This is a genomic window from Hathewaya limosa, from assembly GCF_030815255.1.
GTDB classification, from domain to species: Bacteria; Bacillota; Clostridia; order Clostridiales; family Clostridiaceae; genus Hathewaya; species Hathewaya limosa.
The window spans coordinates 12,141-30,256 of record NZ_JAUSWN010000022.1 but is presented as its reverse complement, the minus strand read 5'-3'; the positions used below and the strand labels follow the sequence as shown (position 1 = coordinate 30,256).

The 18,116-nt window shown below is 25.7% G+C and carries 14 protein-coding genes and 2 riboswitches; of the genes, 12 read left to right on the top strand and 2 right to left on the bottom strand.

Annotated elements, in window-relative coordinates; genetic code table 11:
* The first annotated feature begins 227 nt into the window (after nucleotides 1-227).
* A complete protein-coding gene (locus QOZ93_RS11505) occupies nucleotides 228-407 on the top strand; it encodes a hypothetical protein (RefSeq protein ID WP_307356616.1) in 180 nt (59 codons plus the stop codon).
* 77 nt (nucleotides 408-484) lie between these two features.
* On the opposite strand, the gene QOZ93_RS11500 is transcribed toward QOZ93_RS11505, so the two are convergent.
* On the bottom strand, nucleotides 485-2,938 hold the full coding sequence (locus QOZ93_RS11500; protein ID WP_307356614.1) for an ABC transporter substrate-binding protein: 2,454 nt from the start codon (nucleotides 2,936-2,938) through the stop codon (nucleotides 485-487).
* Between the two features lie 344 nt (nucleotides 2,939-3,282).
* Between QOZ93_RS11500 and QOZ93_RS11495 the strand changes: the two genes are divergently transcribed.
* From QOZ93_RS11495 to QOZ93_RS11475, 5 genes are all read left to right on the top strand, one after another.
* Nucleotides 3,283-3,945 carry a M48 family metallopeptidase gene (locus QOZ93_RS11495; protein WP_307356612.1) on the top strand — a complete coding sequence of 221 codons (663 nt, stop codon included), beginning with the start codon at nucleotides 3,283-3,285 and terminating at the stop codon, nucleotides 3,943-3,945.
* 508 nt (nucleotides 3,946-4,453) lie between these two features.
* Nucleotides 4,454-4,768 (top strand): nucleoside triphosphate pyrophosphohydrolase, encoded by a 315-nt coding sequence (locus tag QOZ93_RS11490; protein WP_307356610.1) that lies wholly within the window; start codon nucleotides 4,454-4,456, stop codon nucleotides 4,766-4,768.
* A gap of 215 nt (nucleotides 4,769-4,983) precedes the next feature.
* The gene (locus tag QOZ93_RS11485; protein WP_307356608.1) at nucleotides 4,984-6,168 is read left to right on the top strand and encodes an iron-containing alcohol dehydrogenase; all 1,185 of its coding nucleotides are present in this window, start codon (nucleotides 4,984-4,986) and stop codon (nucleotides 6,166-6,168) included.
* Between the two features lie 128 nt (nucleotides 6,169-6,296).
* Nucleotides 6,297-6,398: riboswitch (purine riboswitch) on the top strand.
* A gap of 130 nt (nucleotides 6,399-6,528) precedes the next feature.
* Nucleotides 6,529-7,923: an NCS2 family permease gene (locus QOZ93_RS11480; protein ID WP_307356606.1), complete on the top strand. Its 1,395-nt coding sequence runs from the start codon at nucleotides 6,529-6,531 to the stop codon at nucleotides 7,921-7,923.
* Nucleotides 7,924-8,224: 301 nt separating this feature from the next.
* On the top strand, nucleotides 8,225-9,343 hold the full coding sequence (locus tag QOZ93_RS11475; protein WP_111940429.1) for an AI-2E family transporter: 1,119 nt from the start codon (nucleotides 8,225-8,227) through the stop codon (nucleotides 9,341-9,343).
* A 137-nt stretch (nucleotides 9,344-9,480) separates the two neighbouring features.
* Here the strand turns inward: QOZ93_RS11475 and QOZ93_RS11470 are convergent, their stop codons facing one another.
* Nucleotides 9,481-10,383, bottom strand: a complete 903-nt coding sequence (locus QOZ93_RS11470) for a transposase (protein WP_307356605.1) — start codon at nucleotides 10,381-10,383, stop codon at nucleotides 9,481-9,483.
* A 186-nt stretch (nucleotides 10,384-10,569) separates the two neighbouring features.
* Here QOZ93_RS11470 and QOZ93_RS11465 point away from each other — a divergent pair, with 186 nt between their 5' ends.
* The 6 genes from QOZ93_RS11465 to mgtE all read left to right on the top strand — a co-directional run bounded on the left by QOZ93_RS11465 (nucleotide 10,570) and on the right by mgtE (nucleotide 17,829).
* Nucleotides 10,570-10,830 carry a hypothetical protein gene (locus tag QOZ93_RS11465; RefSeq protein ID WP_111940435.1) on the top strand — a complete coding sequence of 87 codons (261 nt, stop codon included), beginning with the start codon at nucleotides 10,570-10,572 and terminating at the stop codon, nucleotides 10,828-10,830.
* 251 nt (nucleotides 10,831-11,081) lie between these two features.
* The gene (locus tag QOZ93_RS11460) at nucleotides 11,082-11,774 is read left to right on the top strand and encodes a VTT domain-containing protein (protein ID WP_307356602.1); all 693 of its coding nucleotides are present in this window, start codon (nucleotides 11,082-11,084) and stop codon (nucleotides 11,772-11,774) included.
* Between the two features lie 269 nt (nucleotides 11,775-12,043).
* A riboswitch (cobalamin riboswitch) is annotated at nucleotides 12,044-12,238 on the top strand.
* A 628-nt stretch (nucleotides 12,239-12,866) separates the two neighbouring features.
* A complete protein-coding gene (locus QOZ93_RS11455; protein ID WP_307356600.1) occupies nucleotides 12,867-13,586 on the top strand; it encodes a B3/B4 domain-containing protein in 720 nt (239 codons plus the stop codon).
* A 444-nt stretch (nucleotides 13,587-14,030) separates the two neighbouring features.
* Nucleotides 14,031-15,290, top strand: a complete 1,260-nt coding sequence (locus QOZ93_RS11450) for a dicarboxylate/amino acid:cation symporter (protein ID WP_111940441.1) — start codon at nucleotides 14,031-14,033, stop codon at nucleotides 15,288-15,290.
* 356 nt (nucleotides 15,291-15,646) lie between these two features.
* Nucleotides 15,647-16,234, top strand: coding sequence for a protein kinase (locus QOZ93_RS11445; protein WP_307356599.1), 588 nt, complete (start codon nucleotides 15,647-15,649; stop codon nucleotides 16,232-16,234).
* Between the two features lie 263 nt (nucleotides 16,235-16,497).
* Nucleotides 16,498-17,829: a magnesium transporter gene (gene mgtE, locus QOZ93_RS11440; RefSeq protein WP_307356597.1), complete on the top strand. Its 1,332-nt coding sequence runs from the start codon at nucleotides 16,498-16,500 to the stop codon at nucleotides 17,827-17,829.
* Nucleotides 17,830-18,116: the final 287 nt, after the last annotated feature.

Here is an 18,116-nt window from a genome sequence, read left to right as displayed (position 1 = left end):
CATATGTTTTTTTTGAGATTTTTATTAAGTTTATTTGTTTATTCGGCACAAGATGTAAAGATATGAAGAAATTCAGAACGTAATAACGGTATAAATATTTTAAGTATAGATTAAAATATAAAAAGATATTAAAAATAAATATGTAGGAAGTTTTAAAATAGAAAATTGTGTTTGTATCTATACAAAATAAAAATTTTTTTAGAATAAAAAATAAGGGAGATAGAAAAATGAGTAATGACTTGCATGTAAATCCAAAAAAAGTTGCTAAAATTGGTACATTTACAAAAAATGCCGTTCAAAATTTTGAAAATAACATAGTAAATCAAACTAATTATTTAGAAAAAGTTAAAAGAGATGAAGAAAGAGATAAGGAAAAAGAAGAAAATGATAAAAATCAATTAGAGTAATATAATAAAAAAACTATGAAATTAGAAAAACTGATTTCATAGTTTTTTATGTTTAGAATATAAAAAGGATAAAAAAATTAACTATTAAACATAACATTTTCATAGGATATTCCACCCAATGGATTTACAGAAACTCCTGATAGAGTATCCTTGTACATATATGCCAAATTAGAACTAAATAAATATAACCATGGAGAATCATCCATAAGAAGTTCTTGTATTTTTAGATATTGTAAGTTTTTAGCTTTAGGATTTAAGAATTCCTTACCTTGAGATAAAAGTTTATCTACAGTGGTATTTGAATAATTTCCAAGATTATATTGTGAATGTGAATGAAACAATGCTTCTATGTAAATATCTACATTTAATGAATCAGCGGTCCAACTAAATAAAAATAAATCATATTTTTCAGTAAGTGTATGTTTATCAAAGTAATTATGGTAATCTTCTTCATAAATTTTTGCATTTAGACCAATATCTCTTAGATCTTGTTGAATAAATTCTGCTAAGGATTTAAAGTAAGAAAAATATGCAATTTTAAACTCTTTATTATTTAAGTTATATTTTCTTATTATTTGTTTACTATAATTTTTATCACAAGGTATGGTTTTTAAGTTAGATTTTATTAATCCCTCAGGGAATGGACCTTTAGCTGGAGAGCCTAATCCATTAAATAATTCATTTATAATTTTATTTCTATCAATAGCATAGTTGAAAGCGTTTCTGATTTCTGAATTAGTACACCAAGGCTTAGATGAATCAAATGTAAAACCACCATACCAAAGATTTAGAACAGGACTTATGTTTATATTAATATTCTGAGATTTAATTAACTTTTTATAAAGTGTTGGATTATCTGTTTTTAGTATATCTAAATCTCCTTTTTCAAAACTTTCTACAATAGAATCTTTATTATATTTAAAATTAAGTTTATCAACATATGGGGAACCGCCATAATAATCATAGAAAGCTTTTAATTGTATATTTAATTTAGAATCATTTGTAGGGTCAAATATAAAAGGACCACATCCTACAATTTGATTATTGTTCAGATAAGCTTGTTTACATATAACTGCACAACAACAATTAGCTAAATTATATAATATACTACTATAAGGAGAAACTAGTTCTATTGAAATACAATATGAATTTATAATTTTTATTCCTTTAACACTAGTACATTCATTGTTTTGAAATTCTTTTGCTCCTACAATCTCAGATAAAAAGTATGAGTTACCAGAAGAATTTTTAGGATCTAACAATCTTTCTAAAGAGAATTTTACATCTTCAGCTGTAATTTCCTTCATGTTATGAAATTTTATATTTTTTCTTATGTTAAATATCCAAGTAACACCATCATTTTCTAAGGACCAACTTTTAGCAACTCCAGGTAAAATATCACCTTTAGAATTTATACAAAGTAAACCATTATGTAAACAAGAAACTACTTCATAACTAATTTGATCTAGACCTTTAATTGGGTCTATAGAGGCTACTTGACCAGGCAAAAATATATTTAAAGAAGTTAAATTACCCTTTGTATCTTCTAATGTTTTTAGTAATTTTTCTGATGATGATTTTAGATTATTAAATACCAATTCTAAAGAATCAAGAGAGGCTTCTGTATAATTAGTGTTTAATTCTAACCATTCTACTAAGGTGGAAACTTTAGTAGAAATGGTTTTTAAATTTTCTATAGAAGATAGTATATTATCTAAAGATTGAACTTGTTCTGTAATGGCTAAATTAATTTGATCAGAGGTTTTTTTGTTGGATTCAATAGCTGAAATAATATTGTTGAAGACGATTTTTGTATTTTTAGAGACCTCCGTTCCTTCTTCTACTTTTGATATACATATATCCATAGCTTTTGCACTTTCAAGAATACTGTCTTCCATATCTTTTATAGTCCTAGCTATTTGTTCAGCAGAATCATCACTAGTTTGAGCAAGCTTTTTTATTTCACCTGCTACAACAGAGAAACCTTTGCCAAATTCACCAGCTCGTGCAGCCTCTATAGAAGCGTTGAGAGATAATAAGTTGGTTTGTTTAGAAATTGCTTTAATTATATCTATAAGTGAATATACTTCTTTTGATTTCTCAGTTAAGTTAGTAATTATATGCTTAGTGCTTATAACAGAGTTTTCTATTTCTTGTATGGCGGTTAAAGAATTATTCATTGCATCTGAACCTTTAACGGCTGTATTTACTGTGTTTTCTGATATTTGTTTGGATTCTTCTGTATTTGAAAATACTTCTTGTGATAATGATGAATATACAGTTAGTTCCTCGGACACATTATCTATACATTTTAATTGTTCCGTCATACTATCAAAGACTCGTTCAGTAGCTTCTTTTAGGTTTAACAAAGAAAAATCGGTATGATCTAAATTAGTCCCTAATTTCTCAAGAGCTATATTATGATTATGTTTGAGAAGTGCTGAAGATGGATTAGTTGAAGGTATATCTATTTCTTTAAATTCTATTTTTTCAGTTTCCGGTGATTGTTTAGATTTAAAAAGTTTAAGCATTGTTTATATCTCCTTTAAATTCTTATGTATTTTAGCAAATATATTTATGATATTATTAATATTATATAGTAATTTCATAATTTTTAAAATATTTTCAAGATTATAAAATGCATTAGGGGATTTTATAATGGCCTTTACCAATATAAAAATGTTTATGCAGTAACGTATTAAGTAGAAGTAATAGGGATTTTAAGAACTTAAGGTGGTTTATAGATAATTTTTTCATAACATAAAAAAGTTTTTTAAAAGAATATATAATATAAATAAAATCAGCAATATAAGAAAAAGCATGAAGTAAAGATTTTAAACGGCTTAATGTATTTATAAAGGAGAGGTATATGTCTATGGAGATAGATATAAAAAGAAAAAAAGTTAAAAATATAACTTTAAAAGTAAAAAGTCAGGGTACGGTTCATTTAACTGTTCCATTAAATACATCAGATGAGTTTATAAATAAATTTTTAAAAAGTAAGGAAAAGTGGATTAAAAAAAAGATGGAATTTTTTAAAGATAATTATAAAAATGATATAAAAAAAAGTTATATAGAGGGAGAAAATCACAAATATTTAGGAGAATATTATAAGTTACAAGTTATTAGCAGTAAAAAGGAGTTTGTAAGTTTGGATATAGAGAATAAGGTGATTAAGCTTTATGTGAAGGATAAACAAGACTTAGAAAGAAAAAAGGAGTTACTACATAAGTTTTACATAGAAAAGGTTAAAATAATATTGAAGGAATTAACGGATAAATATGCTAATAAATTAAATGAAACATATGCCAGTATAAAGATAAGAGGCATGAAGACAAGGTGGGGAAGTTGTAATCCAGTAAAAAAATATATAAATTTTAATCTACAATTAATAGAAAAACCAATATCTTCAATAGAATATGTTGTTCTTCATGAATTAGCACATTTAAAACATCCTAACCATAGTAAAGAGTTTTGGAATTATGTAAGTTTTTATATGCCTGATTGGAAGCTAAGAAAACAAAAGTTAAATAATTAGGGACGGTTCATAAATTAAGTTAATATGACTATTGCTTAAACTATTAAAATATAAAACATTTAATTAGTGAGTCATACGGTTATTTGAATAAACAACGTAAATTTGAAATTATTTTAGAGAATTTTATATGTAGAGTACAATTTATTTTTTATTATTAAGAAAAAGATAAGATAATAAAGATGTGTTTCTATTTTGCGACTATAATATTGTATGCTAATAGAGAATAAAGACCTAGAATAAGTATTATATAGTTATATCATAAAAAATGAGATAATAATTTATAAATTTACAGTTTATATTATATCGTAGGGATTATAAAGATCTTATATTTTTGTAAAGCATGAAGAGACTTGATTATAGTGTATGAAATAAATATATATAGGAGAATTTTAAGTTAATTTTATTATATAGATTACAAGGTTTATAAAAAGATAATAGAGTTACTAATGAGAAGATTAATATAAATAAAACTAATATAAGGAACTACATATTTATAGGAGTGATTAGGATGAGAATATATAATAAGCTAGTTAGGGATAGAATACCTAAAATTATAAAGGAATCTAGGAAGAACTGTTTGGTAAGTTTAGTTGAAGGGGAAGAAAAAAAGGAATATCTAGAAAAAAAGCTTAATGAGGAAGTTAAAGAGTTTTTAGAAGATAAGAACTTAGAAGAATTAGCAGATGTAATGGAAGTAATATTTGCATTAGGTAAGGAATTAGGATATTCAGAAGAAGAAATATTAAAAAAGAGATTAGAAAAAAGAGAATCAAGAGGAGGATTTGAACAAGGAATAATTTTGCATAAAGTTTATGAAGAATAAAAAGCATTGAGTTTCTTGGTTAGATATAAATTTAAAGTTTATGTTTAATAAAACATTTAATATATAAAATATCTTATGTTGAAAATATGAAAAAAAGATTAATATTTATAATTTTAAAAAATAAACATTTAAATAAGGTATATTATAAAATATAATTATTTTAATATACTAGTACATAATTTATGTTAATCGTATAAGATTAAGGAGGAGTTTAGATGTTAAACTTTCATTATAATATACCAACAGAGATTTTCTTTGGTAAAGGTCAAATTAAAGTATTAGGTGATGAAATAAGAAAGTATGGTAATAAGGTTTTATTAGTTTATGGTGGGGGAAGTATTAAAAAAACTGGATTATATGATGAAATTATTAAAATATTAAATGAACAAGGTATAGGGTTTATAGAACTTGCAGGTGTAGATCCTAATCCACGTATAACTACAGTAAGAGAAGGAGTAAGATTATGTAAAGAACATAATTTAAATTTTATTCTTGCAGTTGGTGGAGGAAGTGTTATAGATTGTAGTAAATTTATAGCAGCAGGAAATTATTATGATGGAGATCCATGGGATCTATTAATACGTAAAGGAAAAATAGTCAATGCTACACCTTTAGGAACTATTCTTACACTTGCGGCTACAGGTTCAGAAATGGATAAGGGGGGAGTTATAACTAATTTAGAAACTAATCAAAAACTCTCTAATAGTCATGATAGTATGGCTCCAAAATTTTCAATTCTGGATCCAGTATATACTTATACAGTGCCTAAATCACAAATTGCGGCAGGTACTATAGATATAATGAGCCATATTTTTGAGGTATATTTTACTCCAACTAAAAGTGCGTTTGTTCAAAATTGTTTGGCTGAGGGGTTATTAAGAACAGTATTTAAATATGGATCTGTAGCCATGGAAAATCCAAAAGATTATGAGGCTAGAGCTAATTTAATGTGGGCTTCAAGTTTAGCAATAAATGGGTTGTTGGGCTATGGAAAAGATACAAATTGGTCAGTACATGCAATGGAACATGAATTAAGTGCTTTTTATGATATAACTCATGGAGTAGGGCTTGGAATATTAACACCAGTTTGGATGGAATATATGTTAAATGAAGATACAGTAGAAGATATCGCTAATTATGGAATAAATGTTTGGGGGTTAGATAGGAAAAAAGATTTATATGAAGTAGCAAATGAAGCTATAAGGTTAACAAAGAATTTTATAAAAAGTTTAGGCATTCCTATGCATTTAAGTGAGGTTGGCATTAAAAGAGAAAAGTTAGAGGAAATGGCTAATACTTGTTGTAACAATATGGAAATGAGGGCAGGAACAAAAACAGTAGGAACTTATCCTCCATTAACGAAGGACGATATATTAGAGATTTATAAGAGAGCCTTTTAAAGGAGACAGTTAAATAATTAAATAAGTTTAGGGACGGTTCATAAATAATTTATTTTTAAATTCTTTATGAACCGTCCCTAAAAATGTTTACAAATAAATAAATTTAGAGTATAATCATTTTTAATTTAATAAATTATTAATAAATAGCTCATATACTTCTGATAATATGGTTCAGATGTTTCTACGAGATAACCTTAAATATTCTCGCTATGGGTAAATCGATAATTGCACTGAATATAGCAACTAGCATTGATTTACCTAAAATTAATGCTAGTTTTTATTTTATAGCATAAATGAACAAGATATTATCAATATTAGGGCTAATTAAACTATACTAAAAGGTAGAAGGGGTTAGTACTAATGAAAAAACTTTTAGAAAATGTTTTTAAATTACGTGAAAATAATACAAATATAAAAACGGAAGTTATAGGTGGTCTAACAATATTTATTACTTTTGCTTATGCATTGCTTGTTATTCCTAATATTTTAAAAATAGGAGGAATGAATGCATTAGGACTTAAAGGAGATGCGGCAGCGGCTTTAAGTATTGCTTCAGATCCTGTTATAGCTTCTGCATTTGCATCAGTTTGTGTTGCATCAGCATTAGGTACGTTAATTATGGCTTTTTATGCTAATTTGCCATATGTATTAGCACCAGGATTAGGATTAGTAGCTTTCTTTTCTTATAACATCTGTTTAAAACTTGGATTTACATGGCAACAAGGATTAGCAGCAGTATTTATTTCAGGAATTTTATTTGTAATTATAACTTATACATCTATTAGAGAGAAGATTGTATATGCAATTCCACAGAACCTTAAATATGCTATTACAGCTGGAATAGGATTGTTTGTAGCGTTAATTGGCTTAAAAAGTGGTGGAATTGTAGTAGCAAATCAAGCTACATTAGTTGCCTTTGGGAATTTTATGGATAAAACTGTAATTTTAACGATAATAGGTTTAATGATAATGGCTATTTTAGTAGCAAGAAATGTTAAAGGTGGTATGTTATTAGGAATTATAATAACTACAGTAATTGGAATACCTATGGGAGTTACTAGTTTAAAAGGAGCAAAAATGTTTACTCTTCCTCATTTTGGAGAAACCTTTTTTGCTATGGATATGAAGGGATTATTAACTAGTAATGGAGGTGGAATTGTCCAAGCTATAATTACTATATTTATGGTAGTTATAACTTTAAGCTTAGTAGATTTATTTGATACTATAGGAACATTGGTTGGAACAGCTCAAAGTGCTGGTATGATAAATGAAGAAGGTGAGCTTAAAGGACTTAGAAAGGCACTTGCATCAGATGCAATAGCTACAACTTGTGGAGCTATGTTGGGTACAACAACCTTAGCAACAGTTGTAGAATCATCGGCAGGTATGGCTGCTGGAGCAAGAACAGGACTTTCTAATGTAGTAGTTAGTATCTTACTTTTAATATCATTATTTTTCAGCGGATTAATAGGAATAGTTCCACAAAGTGCTACATCACCAGCATTGGTAATAGTTGGAGTGCTAATGATGAGATGTGTAACAAAAATAGATTTCTCAGATTTTACAGAGGCAGTACCAGCATTTTTTACAATAGCTATGATGCCTTTTACATATTCTATTGCTAATGGAATAGCAGCAGGAATGATATTTTATCCTGTAATGAAGTTAGCAACAGGAAAAGGCAAACAGGTACATAAAATTCTTTATGTATTTGCAATATTATTTATACTAAGATTTATATTAATGCCAGACTAAATAATATAGTTAATAAAGTAAAATAAAAAAGGGACGGTTCATAAATGTTATTTTTTAGTTTTAAAATAATATTTATGAACCGTCCCTTTAGAATAGAAGTTATTTGTTAAGTTGTAGGTGTAATAGTTGATAACTATATAATGATGTATTAAATAGATTTAGAGAAGTATAAAATATTTGTTGAATTTTTTTACAAAGTATATTTTTAAAAAATTGAGTGTTATTATATGATATAATCTTAAGATAATAATGTAAAAAACATGTATATTAAAATTAAAGGAAAAGATGAAAGGATGAAGAGATGAACTTAAATAAATTTAAAGATCGAAAACATATGGATATAATATTACCAGCTGCAATTGCTTTATTTTGTGTTGTGATAATATCATATATATTTATGAAAATATTAGATAATTCAGGCGCTATTTTAAGTGGATTAGGAGGTTTATATACTATAGTAAGTCCATTTATATATGCGGCTATTATTGCATATATTTTGAATCCTATCATGAAATTTTTTGAAAGAAAATTTCACATGAAGCGAGCCGTTAGTATACTATGTACATATTTGATGATTATAGGAGTAATGATTATTTTAGTAGTTTATTTACTTCCTAAAGTCGTAAACAATCTTACAGATTTTGCGAGAAATGTACCGTATTTTGCAAATGAAGCTCAAGAATGGGTTGATAAATTTCTTAATAACAAACATATTCATGAAATAGTTAAATCACAGTTTGCAGCATTTAATCCTCAAGTTATAATTTCTAAATTTAGTGATTTTTCAATGACTGCTCTAAATTCCTTTTTAAATGGAATGGTTTCTTTTACAAGTTCATTTATTAAATGGATTTTCGGATTTTTGATATCTATTTATATCTTATTTGATAAAGAGAGATTTAAAGAAATAACTAAAAATATGACTTTTGCCATATTCAAGCAAAAAAAAGGAAAGCTAATCATAGGGTTGTGTAAAAATCTAAATAATATGATAGGTACTTATATAGGGATAAAGGCTGTAGATTCATTAATAATAGGAGTGTTAGCATCTATAGGATTAGCTATAATTAAATCTCCATACAGCGTTTTAATAGCACTGATTGTTGGTATAACTAATATGATACCTTACTTTGGACCTTTTATAGGGATGATGGTAGGATTTCTAATAAATATTTTCTTTAGTCCAGTAAAAGCACTTGTAGTTTTAATATTTTTGTTTTTGTTACAACAATTTGATGCATGGTATCTAGATCCTAAACTTATAGGTGGCAAAGTAGGATTAAGTCCATTCTTAGTAATATTTGCAGTTACACTAGGTGGAGGATTATATGGTCCAATAGGAATGGTATTGGCAGTTCCAATAATGGCAGTTTTAAAAATTTATATAGATAAGTTTTTAAAAAATAAAAAAATAATATAAATATATAAATATTGGGGACGGTTCATTAAAATTTTAAATTTATAAACTTAGTTAAATATAATTTTATATTTAATCTAGAAGGTATATATTTAATTAAAATATGAACCGTCCCGGTTTACGGTTTAATTAATAAAGGACTATAAATTTTTACAATGACTAATTATAGATTTATATTGATCATCGTTTATTAATTTTATTCCAACAGAACAGAGTGTTGATACACGAGCTTGGGTTAAGTTGCCTATATATTTACATATGTCCTTACATGTAAAATTGCAAAATCTTCGTATTAAAAATACACAAATAGCTTTTGTATTCGTATGAGTTTTATTATTTTTTATTAAAAATTCTTTAGGTGTTGTTTTTAGGTGACTTGATACTATGTTAATTATAGTTGTAGGAGATATGGTAGATGATTTTAAATAAAGTTCACTTCTATATTCACTTTTTTCATGGGAGAAATTTATATTTTCTTTAATAGAAATGTTATCTGGAAGTTTTAAGATATTAATGTAACGAACTCTAGCTTTAATTATATCCGGACTTAACTGTTGCATTATAAAATTTGCATCTAATATATCTAGGTTATCCTTTCGTATACCTAGATAAATACCTAAACTAGAAAATCTATAATTTTGAATATTATTTTTGTAGGTTAGTATATCTTTAGGATTTTTATGTATATAAGCGGATAAAGTTAGTAAATATTTATCATTATTTACTATTAAACTTTTAAAGCGATCTTGAAACACATGACCATGTCTATTATAGATTTTATTGTAATATTGAGCATAACTCTGATTAATTCCATGCATAAATTTGCTTATATCAGCACCATTAGAATCAATAATGAAATGTCCATGGGTACTCATCAAGCAATAAGCATATATTTTAAAATTAAATTGAATTTGATATTTTTTTAGAATCATTAAAAATTTTTCCCTATCTTTATTGTTTTTGAATAAATTTATATCACTTATACTTCTAACCATAACATGAAAAATGGAATTTAATGATTTTTTTCTTGCACAACGTGGCATTGTTACTCCCTCGTTTCAATATAATAATTATTATAAACTATTGACAATTTTGAACGAAAATATTCCAATAAATAAAGATAGTTGTTAAAAAATAAATAAATGTTATATTGATTTACACTATAGATTTTTAGTGCTAAGATTATATTTAAGGAATATTTTGCTATATAAAATGTGAGGAGTGATATTATGGGAAAAGGTAAAAAGTTTTTACTAGGGGGATCCCTAATATTTGCAGGGTTTATATTGGGAAGTATAACAAAGAGAAGTAACAAGAAAAATAAAGGTACTAGTGACTTAGAGAGTGATAATACAAAAAAAATGTATAAGTTATATGGAAGCGATAGTTTATTTTGTGGATATGGTGAAAATTATTCAGGAGATGGAAAGAAAACGGAAAGAGATAAAGAAATAGATGATGGAATAGATGATTATCAAAATTATGATTAAATAAAGGGACAGTTCATTAAAACAATAAATATTAAAATTTACTAAGATGACTTTTGTGTTAAATAAAGGTCATCTTATTTAATTTTAATATTTATAGAATTGATGTTTAAGAAATTAATGAACTGTCCCAAGACTTAAATTTTTAAAAAAGAATTTTATGTATATTTAAATCTAACCAAAAAGATGTGGTAATATTAAATAATGATAGCTTTAAATTTTATATAAAAATAAAATATTAAGGATGGAGTTTAATGGAATTAATAATTTATATTTTACATATAGTGTTACATTTAGATAAATATTTAGGACTTATTATTTCGTGGTTAGGATTTAAAACATATATTGTATTATTTTTAATAATTTTTATTGGGGGAGCTTTTATTATAACTCCATTTTTGCCTGGAAATTCATTATTGTTTATTTCAGGTACATTTGCAGCTTTAGAATCTTTAAATGTATATGTTTTAGTTATAAGTTTACTTTTAGCATCTATTCTTGGAGGATCTGTTAATTATCATATAGGAAGATTTTTGGGAGAAAAAATTATAAATAATAAGATTGGAAAACTGATTTTAAAACCTAAATATATAGAGAAAACTAATGAATTTTACAAAAGAAATGGAGGTAAAACATTAATTTTATCTAAATATGTTCCTATTGTGAGGACATTTGCATCATTTATGGCTGGAATGGGTAAAATGAGTTATAAAAAATTTGTAGCATATAATATTTTAGGAAGTATTTTATGGGTAATACCCATGAATATGATTGGATATTTATTTGGAAATATGCCATTTGTTAAAAATAATTATAGTTTTGTAATGGGAATTTTAATAATGGTATATATTATAATTGGAGTATTAACGTTTATAAGATATATAATAAGAAATAGAAACAGAAAATTAGAAATTAGAAATAAAGATAACGATGCTATTGAATTATAAATAAAAAGGGGGACGGTTCATAAAAATTATTAATTAATAGTTTTTATGAACCGTCCCCCTATATTTATATTTATAGTTACATATTTATTTATATTTGTATTTATATTTATAACAAAATAAAAGTTGGGAATAGTTTGACAATTATATGAAGATATGTTATAATCCAATTGTTTAATAGTTAAATAAGTTATAATATATAGTTTTTTACTTAACTATTGTATGTATTGTTGAATAATTAAAGTAGTTATTAATGGGTTATTAAAGCAAAATTAAATAAAAAATCTTTTGGTGAAAGTTATGAAGATAGCTTTTTAAAAGGGAAAATGGTGAAAATCCATTACGGTCCCGCCACTGTAAAGAAGAATATTATCTTAATATACCACTGTAATATACGAAGTATTATGGGAAGGTGAGATTATATGATGATTCTAAGTCAGGAGACCTGCCAAGTGATTATGAAAAACGTGTTCTTACGAGGATGAGATAGTTTTATGATACGATATATTTATACATATAATAATTTTTGTTTATTATAATAGTATAGTATGTTTTTTATGCGTGTTATTAAAACATCTTAAGAGTAATATTAAGGTGTTTTTTTATTTATAAAAATTTATATTGAAAATGTTGACTTAGATTAGAATTTTCATCTTACTTAAATTAATCAATATAGAGATTTAGTTTAATAAATATCTTATTAAAACAGTTATAAAAATTAATTAGCATATACCCTAGTCCCCCAAACTAGGTTATATATACAAAAAAGGCTTTAAATTCACAGTTAAGCCAGGTTAAAAATAGTTAAAAGGCATTTATCCTAATTAAACCCACAAACCCACAAAAATATCCTTAAACTTTGATATAATTAAGTTTAAGGATATTTTTTTTTGAAAATTAACATTTTAATAAGAAATTAAGGAATTAAGGAATTTTTAAATTCAAATTAACTTTTTAAGAGATTGTGAAGGATATATATAATTTATTATATTTAATATAAAAATTAAGCAGTATAAGTATTTCGATTGGTAGTAATTTCTATATTATAAAAATGGATATTTAAGGATTCTAATATATTAAAAATGGAGGAGCAAAATGGATATAAGTATACATAATGAATTAAATTTTAAGTTACAAGAAAAAATAACTAACAAAAATTTGAAATTAGAAGATATTTGTAAGAATGGATTAGTTGGTAATATTACTATTGGATATCTTGAAGGCAAAGTTAAGGTTAGAAAAAGTTCGCAAAGCTTATTAAAAGAAATAGCACTTCAGTGTGAAGAGATACAAAAATGTTATGAATTAAAAGATGTTTTAGAAATATACAATATAAAAAGTTGTAGAGAGGCATATAGAGCATTTGGACATGATCCAAGTAAATATAGAGTAGCATCTGAATCCTTATTTAGAAGAATAGTTAAGGGAAAAGGGTTATATGAAATAAATAATATTGTTGAAATAAACAACTTAATTTCTTTAAAAACAGCATTGCCAGTTTGTGCTTATGATAGAGAAAAAATTAATGGAAATATTATCTTTAAGTTGGGGGAAGAAAATGAACTTTATGAGGGGATAGGCAGAGGACATATTAATATTTATAATTTACCTTGTTTTTATGATCAATTAGGTCCTTTTGGAACGACTACATCAGATAGTGTTAGGGCTATGATAACGGAAAGTACTAGAGAGTTATTGTTATGTATAGTTAGTTTTCATGAAACAAATAAAATGGAGGAATATTTAAACTATGCTAAAGAGCTATTAATTTTAGAAGGAAATGGCTTACAAATTACTACTAAAGTTGTTAAATAAAATATTGTTTTAAAAAGTTAATTCAATAAATATGAATTTACATATAATTAATAATTGCATTATACTGTAAAAACAGGATAAGTATATATTGTAAAAAATCATTTACATATATAAACTTATCCTATTTTTAAATATGTAAAAAAATGTAATGAAAGAAAGAAGTTATTTTAAATATTGCTATTTAAAAGTAGAAATCATAAAATAAATTACTGCAAGCATTGATATAAGCTATAAATAAATAATTAGAAAATTTAAAAACAAGAACAAGTGCAAGAAAAAACATATAAAACTTGCAAAAAATAATATTTTTTAAAAAGAAATTTCAAAAAAAGTATTGAAAAAATCAATATTAATATGTAATATATATATATGAAGAGCAAAGGAATAAATATAAAAATGAAATTTTAAAATAAAAAATATTGCAAAATACATGGAGGGCGAAATATGAAAAATAAAAAAATATCTTCCACGGGAAAAATTTTAGTAGCTTTAGTTTTAGGAGTAATTTTTGGAGTTATATTTAGCAAGTTTGTTCCAAAACATATAAATGATGTTGTGATTAAGTGGATTATAGGTCCGCTTGGAGATATGTTTTTAAGAGCAATTAAAATGGTTGTAGTTCCATTAGTATTATTTTCATTAATAGTTGGAACAGCAAGTATTGGAGATATAAAGAAGCTAGGTAGAATTGGTGGAAAGACAGTTGGATTTTATCTTTTAACAACTGCATTTGCTGTAACTTTAGCTTTAATAATAGCAAATTTTTTAAAGCCAGGAATTGGAGTTAACGTAGCACATACTGCAGCAAAACAAGTAAATGCTGCTAGTGCACCATTTATAATGGATATATTTACAAACATGATACCAACAAATCCTATACAAGCTATGGTAGAAGGAAATATGCTTCAAATAATCTTTTTTGCTATAGTATCTGGAATTGCCATTACATTTATAGGTGAGAAAGCAAAGCCAGTAGTTATGTTGTGTGAGCAAGTAAATAATATTCTTTTAAAAATAATAACTTTAGTTATGATGACTGCACCAATTGGAGTTTTTGCCTTAATAGCGAAAGTTATAATGAGCCAAGGTACAGGGGTTTTATTATCATTAATGAAATATGTATTAGTTGTAGTTGTTGGATTAGCTATTCATACTTTTATAATCTATGGTGGGGCCTTGAAAATATTAGGAGGAGTAAATCCTATAAAATTCTTTAAGAAATTTTGGCCTGTTATGTTAGTTGGATTTAGTACATCAAGTAGTAATGCTACAATTCCTATAAACATGGAAACATGTAATGAAAAATTAGGAGTTTCAGAAAGAGTTAGTAGTTTTACAATACCTTTAGGTGCCACAATAAATATGGATGGAACAGCTATAATGCAAGGAGTGGCAGCCATATTTATAGCTCAAGTTTTTGGTGTTCATCTAACATTCCAACAACAGTTAATGATAGTTTTAATATCTACATTATCTTCAGTAGGTACAGCTGGTGTGCCAAGTGCGGGAGTAGTAATGCTTACAATGGTTCTTCAACAAATTGGATTGCCTATGGAGGGTGTAGCTTTAGTACTAAGTGTTGATAGAATAGTAGATATGTTTAGAACAACTACCAATATAACTGGTGATGCCATATGTACTATAATAGTTGCAAATTCTGAAAAAGAATTAAACAAAAAAGAATATGATAAAATAGTAGCTTAATGATTTATATCATATATTAAAATAAATTAAAACAAAAAAGTCTATCTCAAATAGAAATAAATTTTCTATGAAGAGATAGGCTTTTTTTATAAATAAAAAAGTAAGTTTATAAGTAATAACATACTTACATTAAAAAGGAAAGTATTAATATATCAACTTAATAAATAATATTTAAATCTTAAATTAATAATTTTATCTATACAACTTATAGCCAAAAAAATAGATTAAAAAAATAAAAATCAAAGAAGAAATTAATAATATATGATAAAAATAATAATTAATTGCATAAATCTAATGCCATATTTTAAATTATACATATTATAATAGTATAATCAATGTTTCATAAGTGAGGAGAGATGGGTAAAAGGAAAAATTTCTATATACCATTTGATAAGAAAGTTGAAAAATACCTAAGAAAAGGAGAATTTTTAGGAAGTGGCCATAATGGAATAGTATATTCTTTACCTAAAAATAGAGTGATTAAGATTTTTAATGATCCTAAAGTTTGTGAAAGGGAATATGATATCTTAAGGAGAACAAAAAAAAGTAAGTATTTCCCTAAAGTTTATGATGTAGGGGAAAATTTTATTGTAAGAGAAATGGTGCATGGACAAAGATTAGATAAATACTTAAAGAAAAATAAAATGAATAAAAAATTAGCTCATAAACTTGTAGGATTAATTAAAGAATTTAAAAGGCTTAAATTTACAAAGTTAGATATACGATGTAAAGATATTTATCTGTGTGATAATGGATATTTAATTATCATTGATCCTAAAAATAATTATACTAAAAAAGTGAATTATCCAAGGCACTTAATGAAAGGATTAAAAAGTTTTTCTGCTCTAAATGATTTTTTTAAATATATAAAAGAATATGATGAGGAATTATATGATTATTGGAGTTTTCGATTTAAATTATATATTGAAAAGAAAATAAAATAATAAAAAGGTATGGAATTAATAATAACATAAATCATAATAAACTTAATTTTATAAATAGACTTTCACTTAATATAAATAAGTGGAAAATGCGGAAAAACTGTGATATAACTAAATAGTACTTTAAAAATTTTTAAAAGAAAGATGGTGATAGTTATGGATGAAAGCCCCTTACCGAGTTGTAGAAAATTTAGATTAGAAAATAGAATAGAAGGAGTCATAACTATTACTAGGTTAAAGCTCCTCCTTTAAAGGGAGGTATACCCATGGAAAAGGTTTTGGAATTGCTAAAAAGTAATAGACTGGTTGAAGCAAGGGATGAACTAATAAATAAAAATGTTGTAGATATAGCTCAATTATTAGAAGAAGTTGAATCAAATGAGTTATTAATCATATTTAGAATACTGCCTAAAGATATAGCTTCAGAAGTATTTAGTCACATTCCTAGCGAACAGAAAAAATATATTATAGAGTCTATTACAGATAGAGAAATTAGTGGTATAATGGATGAATTATTTTTAGATGATACAGTAGATTTTATAGAAGAGATGCCTGCTACAGTAGTAAAAAGGGTTCTTAAAAATACGGATGAACATAAGCGAAAGCTTATAAACCAGTATTTAAGATATCCAGAAAATTCAGCTGGTAGCATAATGACTATAGAGTATGTTGATTTAAAAAAAGAAATGACAGTAAGACAAGCTATAAATTATATAAAAGAGACTGGTGTTAATAAAGAAACTATTAATATTTGTTATGTAATAGATAATAACAGAGAATTAGATGGGATAGTTTCAATAAGAGATTTAATATTAAGTGATGAAGAAGCCAAACTTGAAGATATAATGTACACAAATATAATATATGTAAATACTTTAGATGATCAAGAAGAAGTCGCAGCATTATTTAGAAAGTATGATTTTATATCAATGCCAGTAGTTGATAAAGAGAAAAGATTAGTTGGAATTATAACTATAGATGATGTTGTTGATATAATAGAGGAAGAAAATACAGAAGACTTTCATAAGATGGCAGCTATAGAGCCTTCAGAAGAACCATATTTAAAAACAGGTGTTTTTAAGCTTGCAAAACATAGAATAATTTGGCTTTTGGTGCTTATGATTTCTGCTACATTTACAGGAAATATAATAAAGAAATTTAATGACGTACTACAATCAGTTGTAGTTTTAGCAGCATTTATTCCTATGCTTATGGACACGGGAGGAAATGCCGGTTCTCAGTCTTCTACGTTAGTAATTAGGGGATTAGCATTAGGTGAAATAGAGTTAAAGGATATTTTTAAAGTAGTTTGGAAAGAGTTGCGAGTAAGTCTTATAGTTGGAATTGTACTATCATTGGCTAATTTTGTAAGAATATATTATTTAGAAGGAACGTCTTTTAAAATAGCAGTGACCGTTTCAATTAGTTTGGTATCTACAGTTATATTAGCTAAGGTTGTAGGTGGAGTATTGCCTATAATAGCTAAGAAATTTAAATTAGATCCAGCTATTATGGCGAGTCCATTAATAACAACAATCGTTGATGCGTTTGCATTAATAATTTATTTTACAACTGCTACAATATTATTAGGTATATAAAAAATGCTTGAAGGTGATTTTTTAATCATCTTCAAGCATTTTTTTGAGTATTATTCATGAAAATATAATTATGTTAAATAAATTATACATAGATAATGGAGGTTTAATTAGTTTTAAATATAAGGTAGGAAGTTACAATTGTACATTGTAACTAAAATGTTTATTAGCATACTAACTATGAAATATTTAACAATAAATACATATATATCTTGACATGGAAATGTAAAGTTATATAATTAAATTAATGTCATTATTTACTTCTCATTACAGTAAGTAAAAAAAGAAAG

Excerpts from the sequence above, each read along its gene's own strand:
- QOZ93_RS11505 (WP_307356616.1), top strand. The coding sequence starts at position 228 with ATGAGTAATGACTTGCATGTAAATCCAAAAAAAGTTGCTAAAATTGGT.
- QOZ93_RS11500 (WP_307356614.1), bottom strand. The coding sequence starts at position 2,938 with ATGCTTAAACTTTTTAAATCTAAACAATCACCGGAAACTGAAAAAATA.
- QOZ93_RS11495 (WP_307356612.1), top strand. The coding sequence starts at position 3,283 with ATGGAGATAGATATAAAAAGAAAAAAAGTTAAAAATATAACTTTAAAA.
- QOZ93_RS11490 (WP_307356610.1), top strand. The coding sequence starts at position 4,454 with ATGAGAATATATAATAAGCTAGTTAGGGATAGAATACCTAAAATTATA.
- QOZ93_RS11485 (WP_307356608.1), top strand. The coding sequence starts at position 4,984 with ATGTTAAACTTTCATTATAATATACCAACAGAGATTTTCTTTGGTAAA.
- QOZ93_RS11480 (WP_307356606.1), top strand. The coding sequence starts at position 6,529 with ATGAAAAAACTTTTAGAAAATGTTTTTAAATTACGTGAAAATAATACA.
- QOZ93_RS11475 (WP_111940429.1), top strand. The coding sequence starts at position 8,225 with ATGAACTTAAATAAATTTAAAGATCGAAAACATATGGATATAATATTA.
- QOZ93_RS11470 (WP_307356605.1), bottom strand. The coding sequence starts at position 10,383 with ATGCCACGTTGTGCAAGAAAAAAATCATTAAATTCCATTTTTCATGTT.
- QOZ93_RS11465 (WP_111940435.1), top strand. The coding sequence starts at position 10,570 with ATGGGAAAAGGTAAAAAGTTTTTACTAGGGGGATCCCTAATATTTGCA.
- QOZ93_RS11460 (WP_307356602.1), top strand. The coding sequence starts at position 11,082 with ATGGAATTAATAATTTATATTTTACATATAGTGTTACATTTAGATAAA.
- QOZ93_RS11455 (WP_307356600.1), top strand. The coding sequence starts at position 12,867 with ATGGATATAAGTATACATAATGAATTAAATTTTAAGTTACAAGAAAAA.
- QOZ93_RS11450 (WP_111940441.1), top strand. The coding sequence starts at position 14,031 with ATGAAAAATAAAAAAATATCTTCCACGGGAAAAATTTTAGTAGCTTTA.
- QOZ93_RS11445 (WP_307356599.1), top strand. The coding sequence starts at position 15,647 with ATGGGTAAAAGGAAAAATTTCTATATACCATTTGATAAGAAAGTTGAA.
- mgtE (WP_307356597.1), top strand. The coding sequence starts at position 16,498 with ATGGAAAAGGTTTTGGAATTGCTAAAAAGTAATAGACTGGTTGAAGCA.